General features: G+C 67.5%; 13 protein-coding genes and 1 pseudogene. 7 read left to right on the top strand and 7 right to left on the bottom strand.

Going from position 1 to position 13,746, the window contains the following annotated elements:
- Window positions 1-9 precede the first annotated feature (9 nt).
- Window positions 10-389 (top strand): annotated as a pseudogene (locus GO592_RS23345) (VOC family protein).
- Between the two features lie 46 nt (window positions 390-435).
- Here GO592_RS23345 and GO592_RS23340 read toward each other — a convergent pair.
- Window positions 436-1,461, bottom strand: a complete 1,026-nt coding sequence (locus tag GO592_RS23340) for a LacI family DNA-binding transcriptional regulator (protein WP_007299139.1) — start codon at window positions 1,459-1,461, stop codon at window positions 436-438.
- Window positions 1,462-1,602: 141 nt separating this feature from the next.
- On the opposite strand from GO592_RS23340, the gene GO592_RS23335 reads away from it, so the two are divergent.
- Window positions 1,603-2,658, top strand: a complete 1,056-nt coding sequence (locus tag GO592_RS23335; RefSeq protein WP_007299138.1) for a Gfo/Idh/MocA family oxidoreductase — start codon at window positions 1,603-1,605, stop codon at window positions 2,656-2,658.
- Window positions 2,659-2,663: 5 nt separating this feature from the next.
- Entirely contained in the window at window positions 2,664-3,446 is a 783-nt protein-coding gene (locus GO592_RS23330; protein ID WP_007299137.1) for a TIM barrel protein, read from the top strand.
- 28 nt (window positions 3,447-3,474) lie between these two features.
- On the opposite strand, the gene GO592_RS23325 is transcribed toward GO592_RS23330, so the two are convergent.
- Window positions 3,475-3,903 (bottom strand): hypothetical protein, encoded by a 429-nt coding sequence (locus GO592_RS23325; protein WP_007299136.1) that lies wholly within the window; start codon window positions 3,901-3,903, stop codon window positions 3,475-3,477.
- Between the two features lie 181 nt (window positions 3,904-4,084).
- Between GO592_RS23325 and GO592_RS44610 the strand changes: the two genes are divergently transcribed.
- From GO592_RS44610 to katG, 3 genes are read left to right on the top strand one after another with little or no spacing between them, the layout of a single operon-like run.
- Window positions 4,085-5,065, top strand: a complete 981-nt coding sequence (locus GO592_RS44610) for a hypothetical protein (protein WP_007299135.1) — start codon at window positions 4,085-4,087, stop codon at window positions 5,063-5,065.
- 14 nt (window positions 5,066-5,079) lie between these two features.
- A complete protein-coding gene (locus GO592_RS23315) occupies window positions 5,080-5,523 on the top strand; it encodes a Fur family transcriptional regulator (RefSeq protein ID WP_005243590.1) in 444 nt (147 codons plus the stop codon).
- A 36-nt stretch (window positions 5,524-5,559) separates the two neighbouring features.
- Complete coding sequence (gene katG, locus GO592_RS23310; RefSeq protein ID WP_039952162.1) at window positions 5,560-7,788, top strand: catalase/peroxidase HPI; 2,229 nt, start codon at window positions 5,560-5,562, stop codon at window positions 7,786-7,788.
- Window positions 7,789-7,882: 94 nt separating this feature from the next.
- Here the strand turns inward: katG and GO592_RS23305 are convergent, their stop codons facing one another.
- From GO592_RS23305 to GO592_RS23295, 3 genes are all read right to left on the bottom strand, one after another.
- Complete coding sequence (locus GO592_RS23305; RefSeq protein WP_050998664.1) at window positions 7,883-8,227, bottom strand: hypothetical protein; 345 nt, start codon at window positions 8,225-8,227, stop codon at window positions 7,883-7,885.
- Window positions 8,228-8,697: 470 nt separating this feature from the next.
- Window positions 8,698-8,931, bottom strand: coding sequence for a hypothetical protein (locus tag GO592_RS23300; RefSeq protein ID WP_005258415.1), 234 nt, complete (start codon window positions 8,929-8,931; stop codon window positions 8,698-8,700).
- Window positions 8,932-9,024: 93 nt separating this feature from the next.
- On the bottom strand, window positions 9,025-9,804 hold the full coding sequence (locus GO592_RS23295; RefSeq protein ID WP_007299132.1) for an acetoin reductase: 780 nt from the start codon (window positions 9,802-9,804) through the stop codon (window positions 9,025-9,027).
- Window positions 9,805-9,931: 127 nt separating this feature from the next.
- Between GO592_RS23295 and GO592_RS23290 the strand changes: the two genes are divergently transcribed.
- Window positions 9,932-11,188 carry a GAF domain-containing protein gene (locus GO592_RS23290; RefSeq protein ID WP_420228111.1) on the top strand — a complete coding sequence of 419 codons (1,257 nt, stop codon included), beginning with the start codon at window positions 9,932-9,934 and terminating at the stop codon, window positions 11,186-11,188.
- 54 nt (window positions 11,189-11,242) lie between these two features.
- On the opposite strand, the gene lipA is transcribed toward GO592_RS23290, so the two are convergent.
- On the bottom strand, window positions 11,243-12,259 hold the full coding sequence (gene lipA / locus GO592_RS23285; RefSeq protein ID WP_202714986.1) for a lipoyl synthase: 1,017 nt from the start codon (window positions 12,257-12,259) through the stop codon (window positions 11,243-11,245).
- Between the two features lie 68 nt (window positions 12,260-12,327).
- On the bottom strand, window positions 12,328-13,737 hold the full coding sequence (gene lpdA / locus GO592_RS23280) for a dihydrolipoyl dehydrogenase (RefSeq protein WP_202714985.1): 1,410 nt from the start codon (window positions 13,735-13,737) through the stop codon (window positions 12,328-12,330).
- Window positions 13,738-13,746: the final 9 nt, after the last annotated feature.

Genomic DNA, 13,746 nt, shown 5'->3' with positions numbered 1-13,746 from the left:
GTGTCGCTGATGGCATGTCGTATCAGTGAGCTCGTGCTCGGTTGCCGCGACCCTGAGGTGCTGGCGCGGTTCTGGTGCGAGGTCCTCGACTTCGTCGTGCTCGATCGCGAGGAGGACGGCTCGCTGGAGATCGGACCGCGTGAAGGGTTCGGCGGTCCGCAGCCGACGATCATCCTCAGCCGCAGGGATGAGCCGGAGAAGGGGAAATCCCGGCTGCACATCGACGTCAACGCCACCGACCGCGATCAGGACGCGAGCTCGACCGCCTTCTGAAGCTCGGTGCGCGCCCGGCCGACATCGGCCAGACAGGGCAGGAGCAGTGGCATGTCCTGGCCGACCCCGAAGGCAATGAGTTCTGCCTGCTCAGGGCCCGCTTGGGCCCACTCTGATGCTCATCGGTCGCAATCTCGACATCATTTACGCAGGCTCCTGACCTCAGTCGTGGTGTGCGACAGGGCCGGTGGTCGCGCGGCGAACGAGGTGCGGCGCGAGCACGAGGTCGACCGCCTTGTCGCCGGCGATCTGAGCCAGCGCTCCGTCGACGGCGGCTTCGGCCATGTGTGTGGCGTCCTGCGAGATCGTCGTCATCTGCACGTGCGGAATCCGCGCCAGGCGGGAGTCGTCGTAGCCCACGACGGAGATGTCCGCGGGCACGTCCCGGCCACGGCGGACCAGTAGGTCGAGCACGCCGGTGGCGCATCGGTCGTTGAAGGCGACGACGGCGGTCGGGGGAGTGGGCAGTTCCAGAAGTTTGTGCATGCCTTCTGCGCCTTCGGTTTCCGTCGTGCCGCCCGCCACGACCGTTGCCGAAGCCGACAGTCCGTGCTGGTGCATCGCGGCCAGGAAACCGGTCCGCCGGTCGGCGCCGCCGGGCGCGTCGGCGCCGTCGATGTGGGCGATGTTCCGGTGCCCGAGTTCGGTGAGGTGGTCGACGGCCAGGGTGATTCCGGCGACGTCGTCGCCCCGCACGGCACCGACTCCGGGCAGGCCGCTTGCGCGCGCCACGACGAGGGTGGGCACGCGATCGGCCAGGGCTCCGAGGGCATCGGTGTCGAACCGGGTGCCGAGGAGGATCGCGGCCTCGCAGCGCTCCCGCATGAGCGCCTGGACGGCGACCTTCTCGGCACGGCTCGGGGCGACCGCGCTGAGCATCACGTCGTATCCCCGGCGGGTGGCCGCGGCGTAGATCTGTTCGACGAGGTCGCCGTGGAACGGCTGCTGCAGTTCGAAGACGACGCCGAGCAACCGGGAACTGGCCTGGCGTAACTTCTGTGCGCGCCGATCCGGCACGTAGCCCATCTCGTCGGCGATGTCGAGCACCCGCCTGCGAGTGGCCTCGCTGGCGCCGGGAACGCCGCGCATCACGATCGAGACGAGCGCTGTGGAGACTCCTGCTGCGCGCGCGACGTCGCCCATTGTCGGACGAGCGCCACCGGTCGATCCCGCCACCGGTTCGACCACGTGCACGGCTCCTGTCTTCCGGGCCCCGTGCCGTTTCGCTCGAAGCTGCTCTTGACCAATGATCGCACGAGTTCTACGGTCTAGAACTAGAACGTACTAGTTCGCCTCGACCTCCCCCTTCCACTGCACTGGAGCGCACCCATGTCACTCACCGAAGCCGCAACCGTCCACTCGACGGCGCCCGCTTCCCACCCGGTACGCATCGCGTTGATCGGTGCCGGGCGCATCGGGTCGAATCACGCGGAGATCGTGGCCCGTCTGGTTCCCGGGGCGTCGCTCGTCGCGGTCAGCGACCCGGTCGGCGAGTCCGCGCAGCGTCTCGCCACCGCGTTGGGGGCGCCGTTCGCCACCACGACCGTCGACGACGTCCTCACCAGCGACGAGGTCGATGCGGTGCTGATCACCGCCCCCGCGCGGAGTCATACGGACCTGGTCGTCGCGGCCGCGGCCGCCGGCAAGCACGTGTTCGTCGAGAAGCCGATGGCAGTGACCCTCGCCGACGCCGACCGCGCCATCGCGGCGGCCGCCGACGCCGGCATCGTCCTGCAGGTCGGGTTCAATCGCCGATTCGCTCCCGGATTCGCCGCCGCGCGCGCCGCGATCGACGCGCAGAAGGTCGGAACCCCGCAGTTGCTGCGTTCGCTGACCCGCGACCCCGGGCCGTACACCGCCGATCCGGCACGCGTTCCGCAGTGGACGATCTTCCTCGAAACGCTCATTCACGACTTCGACACGCTCTGCTTCCTCAACCCCGGCGCCCGCCCGGTGCGGGTGCACGCGGTCGCCGACGCCCTGGTGCGACCGGACGCCAAGAGCGCGGGCCACCTCGACACCGCAGTGGTGACCGTCCAATTCGACAACGGTGCGATCGCCACGGCGGAGGCGAGCTTCAGCGCGCTGTACGGATACGACGTGCGCGGCGAGGTATTCGGCTCCGGCGGCATGGTCACCGCTGGCAGCGGGCTCAGCACCGACATGACCTATTACGGCCCCGACGGGCTGCACGCCGACACCGCGCGCCGCGACACCGACCTCCTGCACTCCGCGTACGTGGGGGAACTGACCGCCTTCGTCGACGCGATCCGCACCCACACACCGGCCGTCGTCACAGGCCGGGACGCCCGAACCGCGCTGTCGATCGCACTCGCCGCCATCCGCAGCGTCGAGACCGGCTCCGCCGTCGACCTGGACGGGTGACACCGATGGCCACGTACACGCTCGCCGCCAGCGCCGAAATGCTCTACCTCGACCTGCCGTTCCTGGACCGCGTGCACCGCATCGCCGAACGCGGACTCCAGGTCGAGATCTGGGACTGGTCCACCAAGGACATCGACGCTCTCGCCGCCGTCGGCGCCGAATTCTCCTCGATGACGGGCTATCTGGAGGGCAACCTCACCGAAGCCGACGGCATCGAGGCGCTGCTCACCACGGCGCAGCAGTCCCTCGACGTCGCGAAACGGCTCGACTGCCCGCGGTTGAACCTGCACGGAACCGGACTCGACAACCGGGGCCTGCCCCTCCGGCCGGTCGAAACGGCTACGCCCGCAATGTGGCTCACCGCCGCCGACACTCTGCGGAAGGTCGCCGAACTCGGTGAACAGGCGGGGCGGGTGTTCACGCTCGAGAACCTCAACCTCGCCGTCGATCATCCAGGTACCCCGTTCGCGACCGCGGCCGACACCCTCGCTCTCGTCCAGGCGATCGACAGCCCACACCTACGCATGAATCTCGATCTCTATCACGCCCAGATCGGCGAGGGCAACCTCATCGAACTCGTCCGAAAGGCGTTGCCCTACATAGGGGAGATCCAGGTCGCCGACGTCCCCGGACGCTGCGAACCCGGAACCGGCGAAATCCACTACCCGGCTGTCGCCGCCGCCCTCCGCGACATCGGCTACACCGGCGTCGTGGGACTCGAAGGGTGGGCGAAGAACGATCCGGACGACGCGCTCGACGCGTTCGAGGCGGCCTTCGCGCACCCTTAGCGAAATCCCGAGACTAGCTGCCCGTCTGTCACGCGGGGGTCATCGTCGGCGTTCGCGCGCCGATCGGTCGCTGCTCGATCCCGTGGCCGGACAGGCGTCCGGTGTGGTGGGCCTCGATCGTCCGCTGCTCCGCGCGCTGAGATCCGCGCGACGGCAGGGAGGACGCGGCCGCGGTGTCCAGGAGCGCGCGCAACGCCGGTTGCTCGGCGGCCAGCGCTTTCCACGTCGAATTCACAGGAGTGCCGTCCTCGACCGCCTGGTCGAGGCGGGCCGCGAGGTGATTGCTCCACCGGTGCTGAAGTGAGAGCAGGATGTTGTCGGCCGAGCCGAAAAGCTCGATTGCGCCGGGCACTTCGTCGAACCGCAACGCCAGTGCGGGGTCGGCGTGCGCCCGCGCCAGTATCTCTTCCAGTACCGCCCGGCGTGCACGGAAATCGTTCCACGACATCTCGGCCACCTCCGTAGTTCCGTTGATGACGGCAACGCTACGGATTCGCGGCAGCGGTTTCGCCGTGCCACGGTCGCGTTCTCGTCTCCTACCGTGGGCGGAGGGTGTCTCCGCTCCGGAGAGGACGCGCTGCGGGTGGGTCTTCGCCTACGCTGGTCGTGTGCAGGTGACGGCATTCTTTCGTCGACGCGTGGCGGAGAGTGAGTACGACTACCCGCTCGCTGTGCCGGTGTTCGCGCACATCGCCGTCGTTGCCATCGCCGGTGCAGCTGTCGCGCAACGCGACGGCTTCGTGCCGCCGGGGTGGGTCCTGCTGTGTGGCCTGGTCGCCGCGGTGACCCCCGTTGCGGGAGACATGATCAGACCGCGGGTGGAGCTTCCGCGTCCGTTCCTGGCCGTCGTCGTCATCGCCGCGGCCGCACTGCTGCTCCTGCAGCAGCCCGACACCGCCTTCGACTTCGCTCCGCTCATCCTGGTGATCCTGATCGCCGAGGTCGCGGCAAACAACACTCCGCCGAACGTCAACGGCGGTGACGGGGGAGATCTTTCGGCCGTCGTCCTTGATACCGGAAGGTCGAGCATGCTGGTTCCGCATCGAATCGAACTGCCGCTGGTCTTCGCGGCCGGAGGAGGCGGCGGAGCGTCGACCGCGAGCGGGATGGTGTCGCCCCGCGGCGATGCGGGAGCGCCGGGAGGCGGTGCGCGCGGCGGCGCGACACCGTCGGGCGACGGCTCGTTCGCGCAGGGCGGAGGACAGGGGTGTTCGGATCCGACGGGTCGAGCCCGGCGGGGCTTGCCGGTGGTCCCGGATACGGCGGCAGCGCAGGAAGTTCCGGGGCGACGCTTCCGGCGGCCGTCGGTGACGGGATCGGGGCCGGGGGTGGAGGTGGGGCCGGCTGGTACGGCGGTGGTGGGGGCGCCGCCGGGGGACGGATCGGTGGCACCGGCGAGGCGGACGAGCCACCGGGCGGCGGCGGGGCGGACTCTCCCTCGTGCCGTCGGGCGGCACGATCGGACTGTCGTCGCCGGATTCGGTGCCCACGGTCGTCGTCACCTTCGAGCTTCCCTGAAGGGTCTGCCGGAGCAGCGGTCGGCCACCGGGCCATATATGCGTGATTCGAAGTCACGGCAAAATGTTTCCGCAAAGTCTTGGCTGAGTCCAGAAAAGTAAGTCATAGTGGGTGGGTGCCGTCGATGCCGGATTACGCAGCGCTGCTGCGCGGGGCTGAGCTTCGCGTGACCCGCCCGCGGGTCGCGGTGTTGGAGGCCGTGCACGCGCGTCCACATGCCGATACGGAGACGATTTTCGGAGCGGTGCGCACCGTTCTGGAAGGGGTGTCCCGGCAGGCCGTGTACGACGTGCTGCACGCAGTGACCGCTGTGGGATTGGTGCGGCGGATTCAGCCGCCCGGCTCCGTTGCTCGGTACGAGTCGCGGGTCGGAGACAATCACCACCACGTCATCTGCCGGTCGTGTGGGGTCATTGCGGACGTCGACTGTGCCGTCGGCGAGGCGCCCTGCCTGACCGCGTCCGACGACAACGGTTTCCTCGTCGAGGAGGCCGAGGTCATCTACTGGGGTCTGTGCCCCGACTGCTCGACATCACAGACTTCTCGATCGAACCCATGACCACAGCCCAGTTTGGTCTCTCCCGGAAGGAATGTTGTGTCCGATAGCTGCCCGGTCGCTCATGAGGGAAACACTCAGAGCACCAGTGAAAGTGAAAACCCCGTAATCCCGTCTCCCACTCCGGCGGCGAACCGCCCGAGGACGAACCGCGACTGGTGGCCGAACCAGCCGGAGCTGTCGGTGCTGCACGCCCACACGTCGAAGTCGAACCCGATGGGCGCGGACTTCGACTACGCGGCGGAGTTCGCCAAGCTCGACGTGGAGGCACTCAAGCGCGACGTCATCGATCTGATGACGACCTCGCAGGACTGGTGGCCCGCCGACTACGGCCACTACGGCGGCCTCTTCATCCGGATGAGCTGGCACGCCGCCGGCACCTACCGCATCGCGGACGGTCGCGGCGGTGGCGGTCAGGGCGCTCAGCGTTTCGCCCCCCTCAACAGCTGGCCCGACAATGCGAGCCTCGACAAGGCTCGCCGGCTGCTCTGGCCGGTGAAGCAGAAGTACGGCAAGCAGATTTCCTGGGCGGACCTCCTCGTCTTCGCCGGAAACTGTGCCCTGGAGTCGATGGGGTTCAAGACCTTCGGGTTCGGATTCGGCCGCGAGGACATCTGGGAGCCCGAGGAGATGTACTGGGGTCCCGAGGACACCTGGCTGGGCGACGAGCGCTACAGCGGCGATCGCGAACTCTCGGGTCCGCTCGGGGCCGTGCAGATGGGTCTCATCTACGTGAACCCGGAGGGACCCAATGGCCAGCCGGATCCGCTGGCGGCCGCCCGCGACATCCGGGAGACGTTCGGCCGCATGGCGATGAACGACGTGGAGACCGCCGCGCTGATCGCAGGCGGCCACACCTTCGGCAAGACCCACGGCGCAGGCGACGCCGACCTGGTCGGTCCGGAACCGGAAGGCGCCCCGATCGAGCAGCAGGGCCTGGGCTGGAAGAGTGCTTACGGCACCGGCGTGGGCAAGGACGCGATCACCAGTGGTCTCGAGGTCGTGTGGACCCCCACACCGACGAAGTGGGACAACAGCTTCCTCGAAGTCCTGTACGGCTACGAGTGGGAGCTGACCAAGAGTCCCGCGGGTGCCTGGCAGTGGACCGCCAAGGACGGCGCAGGCGCGGGCACGATCCCCGACCCGTTCGATTCGTCGGCGGGGCGTGCCCCCACGATGCTGACCACGGACCTCTCCCTGCGCGTCGACCCGGCCTACGAGAAGATCACCCGGCGTTGGCTCGATCACCCGGAGGAGTTCGCCGAGGAGTTCGCCAAGGCGTGGTACAAGCTGCTGCACCGCGACATGGGGCCCGTCACGCGCTACCTCGGCCCGTGGGTTCCGGAGGCGCAGCTGTGGCAGGACCCGGTCCCCGCAGTCGATCACCAGCTGATCGGTGACAGCGAGATCGCCGCGCTCAAGGGCAAGATCCTCGACTCGGGTCTGTCCATCTCCCAGCTCGTGTCGACCGCCTGGGCGTCGGCTGCCACCCACCGCAGCACCGACATGCGCGGCGGCGCCAACGGGGCGCGAATCCGGCTTGCGCCGCAGAAGGATTGGGAGATCAACAACCCCACCGAGCTGGCCACGGTCCTGCAGACCCTCGAACAGATCCAGCAGGACTTCAACTCGTCGCAGTCCGGCGGGGTGAAGGTCTCGCTCGCGGATCTGATCGTGCTGGCCGGCGCCGCGGCGGTCGAGAAGGCGGCGAAGAACGCCGGCCACGACATCACGGTCCCGTTCACGCCGGGTCGTACCGACGCCACACAGGAGCAGACCGATGTGGAGTCGTTCGCCGTACTCGAGCCGAGGGCCGACGGGTTCCGCAACTACCTCCGAGAGGGGGAGAAGTTGCCTGCCGAGGCACTTCTGGTCGACCGGGCCTACATGTTGAACCTGACCGCTCCGGAAATGACGGTTCTCGTCGGCGGCCTGCGTGCACTGAACGCCAACTTCGGTCAAACGAAGCACGGCGTCTTTACCGACCGGCCCGAGGCGTTGACGAACGACTTCTTCGTCAACCTCCTCGACATGGGTACGCAGTGGAAGGGCTCGGCCTCGGCGGAGAACGTCTACGAAGGCACCGACCGTGTCACGGGTGACGCCAAGTGGACCGCCACCGCCGTCGATCTCGTCTTCGGTTCGAATTCGCAACTGCGCGCTCTCGCCGAGGTGTATGCCGCCGACGACGCGCAGCAGAAGTTCGTGCAGGACTTCGTATCTGCCTGGAACAAGGTGATGAACCTCGACCGGTTCGACCTCGACTGATCATGGTTGATCGGCCTCGGCCGATCAACCGTCATCTGGCCCGGCACCCGCGAGTTGATCCTCGCCGGGTGTCGGGCCAGATTTGCGGCGTATGTCAGAGGTGTGGGAGCGCCGCGGTGAGAAAGACTGTGCCGGCGGCGATTCCGAAAGCGCCGGTGAGAATGCCCAGCAGTGCTTCCAGAGACTTGGACTCGCTTCCTTCGACGGCAGGGTGTCGGTTGGCGGCGATGCCGGCAGCGATGGCGCAGACGCCGAGAACGATGCCGAATCCGAACATCCAGAACATCACTATCGACAGTGCTCCCAGCATGACCGAGATGTCGCTCCAGTGTTCGCCCTGCAGGTGTTGTGGTCTGGCGAGCCGGGGGAGTCGTGCCGGGGAGCTGTCGGGATTGCGTCGCGACGATCCGTTGTGGAATTCCAGCAAAGATCGGGTCATCGGCCGAGCCTCGGCGAGTCGATCGGAACGCAGCACAGCAACACACCTCCCGTGATCGTCAAAATGGCCCGCCACCTCGGCGAGCGCATCCACTACTGTGCAGCAGAAATTTAGCACTCGGCGGTCGTGAGTGCCAATTTTGATGCTGCTCGCTGAAACCTGGACGGTCGCTATCGAATGGTTACTGCGTCGGAAAGCTGGTCGTTCGGACGCGGCGGTGCTAAATTCCGGATGCACAGTGGGCCGCGCCCGCCGCCGTGACGGGCGCGCAGGAGTTCGGGAGGTGCAGTGCTGTGCGTCGAGAAGAAGGCGGATCATCGAATCGGAGTGCGCAACGTCGCGTTACGGAACTGCGCGAGGACGAGCCCATCCGGTGGCCGGACCCCAGTCCGCTCAGCAGTTGGTGGGATCGGGTTGTCTGGGGTGCGCGGGGGTCGACGACATGACGAGCCCGTCGTCCGACGCAGGGTTCAGGTGGTCGACAGCCTCTCGGCGTTTCGCACTGCGGTCTCGAGGTGCCTGTCCGCAGTGCTCAGGTCGAGCCGGGCATCGCTGAGGCTGTCGATCACCTGTTCCTTCGAAGCGCCGTCGGTGGTGCGGTCGAGTGTGTCGAACGCGTCGGTCAACTCCTTGATGCGGTTTTCGAGTGCTTGCAGATCGAACCGCAACCGAGCGGTGCGCTCCACGAGGTCGTCGACGTCCACGGCTGCCCCTTTCATCCCCGGACGCGCTGTCGCATCACCCTACGTCCGTCTACCCGCGAATCCGGGCGTGAAAACCCCGCTGCGAGTGGTGGCCTATCGGTACACCAGGCCGCCATCGATCAGTCCCGCCTGCCCGGTCATGTAGTCGGAATCCGGCCCGGCAAGATACGAGACGTACGCGGCGACGTCCTCGGGTGTCTGCGCGCGTCCGAGGGCGATGCCACCGACGAACTTCTCGAACGTGGCGCCCTTCGGTGCGCCGGTGAGGGTCGAGAACCGCTCGTCGATGGTGACCCACATGTCGGTGCCGACGACGCCGGGGCAGTAGGCGTTGACGGTGATGCCGTCGGACGCGTACTCCTTCGCCGCGGCCTGGGTGAGTCCGCGGACCGCGAACTTGGTCGCCGAATACACGCCGAGCATCGGGAATCCCTCGTGGCCGGCGATCGACGACGCGTTGATGATCTTTCCGCCATGTCCCCGTGTTCGAAACTTGGCTGCCCCGACTTGGATTCCCCACAGCACGCCTTCGACGTTCACGGCGAGGATGCGCGAGACCTCCTCCGGTGTGACGTCGGCGATCGGGTTGACCTGGGCGATTCCCGTGTTGTTGACGATGATGTCGAATCCGCCCAGTTCGCGCTCGGTCCGGTCGACGGCGGACTGCACCTGATCGCGGTCCGTCACGTCGGCGACCAGTGGGATCGCCTTCGCGCCCGCGGCCCGGACCTCGTCGGCTACTGCATCGACCCGGTCGCCGTTGACGTCGACGAGCGAGATGTCGGCGCCGTCCGACGCCAATCGCAACGCGATCGCTCGTCCGATGCCCTGGCCCGCGCCGGTGATCAACGCGACTTTGCCCTTGATGCTCATCCCTAGCTCCTGTCCATTGTGACGGTCCTCACAGGAGAGCCAAGCATCACGAGGGCGGGTATTCAAGGGTTGCACTCGGTTGCACTGTGGTCCCGACCGCTGTCGATTGCGTTCGCCCCCAATCGAAATGGTAGGAACCCGGCTCTGGTCGAGCACTCACATCCCCGGTAGGCTCGGCCGGGTGAGTACTACCGGTTCGGTTCGGCACCGCCTTCCCGCCGTCGGCTCGGGCGTCGATCTGCCCCGGCACGCGAGGTTGTTGAGTCAAGTGCACGATGCCGTGCTGTCGGGACGGCAACCGCCCGCGCAACCGCGCGACGTGGTCGGCCGATCGTGGTCGCGGCTACAATCGGACGGGGTCAGCCCCGACCGCTGCGAGGACGTGGTGCTCGCCGACTATGCCGAGGTCGAGGCCCGGCGGACGCGAACTGCCCTGCGATCGGTCCTTCCCGAGCTTCGCAACACGTTGACCCAGGTGGCGGAAGACGCGAACTTCATCGTGGTGATCGCGGACGCCGACGGGGTGGTGCTGTGGCGCGAAGGGTCACGCGGCGTGCGAAAGGCCGCCGACGCGCTGGGGTTCATGGAAGGCGCCCGGTGGTCCGAGAGGTCGGTGGGCACGAACTCCATCGGAACAGCGTTGGTGGAAGATGCTCCCGTGCAGCTGTTCTCGGCGGAGCACTACGCACGGTCGCACTGCGGGTGGTCGTGTACCGGGTCTCCGGTGCACGATCCGCGCAGCGGCGAGGTGCTCGGCGTCGTCGATATCAGTGGCTCGGCGATGTCGGTTCATCCGACGACGGTGGCACTGGTGCAGACGGCGGTCCGGTTGGCCGAGGCCACACTGTGGCAGGAACACACGATCACTCTCGGGAAGCTCCGCGGTTGTGCGGCACCGGCGCTCGGGGCGACCGCCGGTCCGGCGCTCGTGGTCGACCGGCACGGCTGGGTCGCCGACGCCCGCGGGCTCACCGTTCCCGACCGGGTGTCACCCCCGTGCCCGGGCACGCCACTGCTCGTGCCCGGGTTGGGGCTGTGCATGCCGGAACCGCTCGGTGACGGCTGGCTGGTGCGACGCGGAGGCAGGCCGACGGCCATCGCAGTGGAACTCGACCTCGGTGACACCCCGCGAGCCACGGTGCGAGGCGACACGAGCTGGACCCGAGCGCTCTCACCCCGCCACGCGCAGATCCTGCGACTGTTGACCGAAACAGGTTCCGCTGGAATCGATGCCGCGTCACTGAGTGTGGCGCTGTTCGGTGACCGCGATCACGTGGTGGCCGTTCGCGCGGAGATCTCCCGTCTCCGGAAGAGTCTCGGCCCCGTTCTGTCCACCCATCCGTATCGGTTCGTGGACGGTGTCGACGTGCATGTCGTCGGTTGACGCGAAGCTCCGAATCGAGGTGGCTGACGCAGCGGCGATGACCCGAATCGTTGATCACGGGCCGACACTCCTGTCGGGTCCGACGGCTGCGAGATGAGTGAGAGGGTCCGCGAGTTCGCGGCCGTGGTGGGCCATCGCCTGTGCGTAGAGGCGGCCGGCGCGGTAGGAGGAGCGGACGAGGGGTCCGGCCATGACGCCGGCGAAGCCGATCTCCTCGGCGGTGGTGGAGTGCTCGACGAATTCCTCGGGCTTGACCCACCGTTCGACGGGGTGGTGGCGGGGGGAGGGACGCAGGTACTGGGTGATGGTGATGATGTCGCAGCCGGCGTCGTGCAGGTCGTGCAACGCCTGGGTGACCTCGTCGGGGGTTTCGCCCATGCCGAGGATGAGGTTGGACTTGGTGACGAGGTTGTCTTCGCGGGCGGCGGTGAGCACGTCGAGGCTGCGCTGGTAGCGGAATGCGGGCCGGATCCGCTTGAAGATGCGGGGGACGGTTTCGACGTTGTGGGCGAGCACCTCGGGGTGGGTGGAGAACACCTCGGCGAGCTGGTCGGGTTTGGCGCCAAAGTCGGGGATGAGCAGTTCGACGCCGGTGCCGGGGCCCAGCTGGTGGATCAGGCGGACGGTTTCGGCGTAGAGCCAGGCGCCGCCGTCGGGGAGGTCGTCGCGGGCGACGCCGGTGATGGTGGAGTAGCGCAGTCCCATCGCCTGGACGGATTCGGCGACGCGGCGGGGTTCGTCGCGGTCGAGGTCGTCGGGTTTGCCGGTGTCGATCTGGCAGAAGTCGCAGCGGCGGGTGCATTGTTCACCGCCGATGAGGAAGGTCGCTTCGCGGTCTTCCCAGCATTCGTAGATGTTGGGGCAGCCGGCTTCTTCGCAGACGGTGTGCAAACCCTCGCGCTTGACGAGGCTTTTGAGCTCGGAGTATTCCGGGCCCATTTTCGCTCTCGTCTTGATCCAGTTCGGTTTGCGTTCGATCGGAGTCTCCGCATTTCGGATCTCGAGGCGGAGCAGCTTGCGGCCGGGCGGGGCCTGCGTGGCGTCGGACGATGGTCCTGGAGTGGCAGTCACGTGTCGATTCCTGGGGGTGGTTCCGCCGAACCGTGGTGCCGGAGGGTGACCACGGTTCGGCGGGATTGCTACATGTTGATCGGACGACCCAGCGCGGCCAGGACAGATTCGTGCATGGCCTCGGACAGCGTGGGGTGCGCGAAGATCACTTCCGCGAGATCGTCACCGGTGGCCTCCAGGGATCGGGCGATGCCGAAGCCCTGGATCTGCTCGGTGACATCGGGACCGACCATGTGGGCGCCCAGTAGCTCCCCGCTGTCGGCGTCGAAGATGGTCTTGACGAACCCGTCCGCTTCACCGATGGCGAGCGCCTTGCCGGAGGCCTGCAGATCGAACTGCCCGATCTGCAGGGAACGGCCGGTCGCCCGCGCTTGGTCCTCGGTGAGGCCGAGGCTGGCGACCTGGGGCCGGGCGTACGTGCATCCGGGGACATAGTCCTTGTCCAGCGGTGTCACGTGCGGGTCACCCGCCAGCTTGTCGACACACAGCACACCCTCGTGGCCGGCCTTGTGAGCGAGGCACGGGGCGCCGGCGACGTCGCCGATGGCATAGACCCCGAATGCGGTCGTGCGGCACCACTGGTCGGTGGTGACGAAGCCGCGGTCGACCTCGACGCCGAGGTCCTCGAGTCCCAAATCCTCGACGTTGCCCTGGATGCCGGCTGCGACGAGAACCCGCTCCACGACACGCTGCTCGAGGGTTCCGTCCGCCGATCTCACCGTCACAGCGACGGAGTCCGCGCCGACCGTGAGTTCGGATACCGAGGCGCCGGTGTAGATCTCGATCCCGCGCTTCTCGAACTGCCGGCGCACGTGGCCGGCCACCGCGGCATCCTCGACGGGCATGATCTGCGGTGCCAGCTCTACGAGCGTGACCTCGCTGCCCAGATCGTGGTAGAGGCTGGCGAACTCGACGCCGATGGCACCGGAGCCGATGACCAGCAACGACTTCGGAAGGTCCTCGGGAACCAGTGCGTCGAAGTAGGTCCAGACCCGATCGCCGTCCGGTGTCACCCCAGGCACCGACCGCGGGCGCGCACCCGTGGCCAGGATGATGTGGTCGGCCAGGTACTCGGTGAGCGGCGACGCCGAGTCCGCGCTCTCCCGGACCCCCACGACGCCCTTTCCGGTCAGGCGTGCGGTGCCGGTGATCACGTCGATACCGTTCTTCTTCATCAGATATCCGATGCCGTCGGACAACCGCCCCGACACTCCACGGCTGAATTCGACCAGTTGTGCCATATCGAATTCCACACCACTGGTGGAGAATCCGAGGGGACGCAGATTTTCCAGCGTATGCGCCACGTCGGCGCCGTGAAGGAGTGCCTTGGTGGGGATGCAACCCCAGTTGAGGCAGATACCGCCGAGGCGGTCCCGTTCGATCACCGCGGTGCGGAGTCCGTGCTGGGCGGCGCGGATGGCGGCGACGTAGCCGCCGGGGCCGCTTCCGATTACCAGGACGTCGTATTTGTCAGTCATGGATACTCC

The organism is Rhodococcus sp. 21391, assembly GCF_016772255.1.
Classification (GTDB): Bacteria; Actinomycetota; Actinomycetes; order Mycobacteriales; family Mycobacteriaceae; genus Rhodococcus_F; species Rhodococcus_F opacus.
Note: the sequence above shows the minus strand (reverse complement) of the source record. Positions and strands in the feature narration are given on the sequence as shown.

Bases quoted from the DNA above. Each gene is read 5' to 3' on its own strand.
- GO592_RS23290 (WP_420228111.1), top strand. From the start codon at position 9,932: ATGGTAGGAACCCGGCTCTGGTCGAGCACTCACATCCCCGGTAGGCTC.
- GO592_RS23335 (WP_007299138.1), top strand. From the start codon at position 1,603: ATGTCACTCACCGAAGCCGCAACCGTCCACTCGACGGCGCCCGCTTCC.
- GO592_RS23305 (WP_050998664.1), bottom strand. From the start codon at position 8,227: ATGACCCGATCTTTGCTGGAATTCCACAACGGATCGTCGCGACGCAAT.
- GO592_RS23295 (WP_007299132.1), bottom strand. From the start codon at position 9,804: ATGAGCATCAAGGGCAAAGTCGCGTTGATCACCGGCGCGGGCCAGGGC.
- GO592_RS23330 (WP_007299137.1), top strand. From the start codon at position 2,664: ATGGCCACGTACACGCTCGCCGCCAGCGCCGAAATGCTCTACCTCGAC.
- lpdA (WP_202714985.1), bottom strand. From the start codon at position 13,737: ATGACTGACAAATACGACGTCCTGGTAATCGGAAGCGGCCCCGGCGGC.